At 44.9% G+C, this 236-nt stretch carries 1 protein-coding gene; it reads left to right on the forward strand.

Features of this window, described 5'->3' with window-relative positions; genetic code table 11:
• Positions 1-41: 41 nt before the first annotated feature.
• The coding region (locus ACY9Z2_RS19375) for a hypothetical protein (RefSeq protein WP_463611306.1) at positions 42-236 on the forward strand (195 nt) is incomplete at its 3' end.

Below are 236 nucleotides of genomic sequence, written 5' to 3' on the forward strand. Positions count from 1 at the left end.
TGATGGCAAAAAAATTGTGGGGAGGCAGGTTTACAAAACAGATGAACCCGGACTTTTACGAGTTTCAGAAATCCATCCAGTATGATCATAAACTGGGTATGTACGACGTTTTTCATTCGCTCATACATATCAGGGCGCTGGTTCACACGAACGTCTTGAGCGCTTCAGAGACATATCAGCTGGAGCGGTCGCTTGCGGATATTCTCAAGGATATAAAGGCAGGGACGTTCACATTT

This window comes from Virgibacillus sp. GM2-2 (assembly GCF_055329585.1).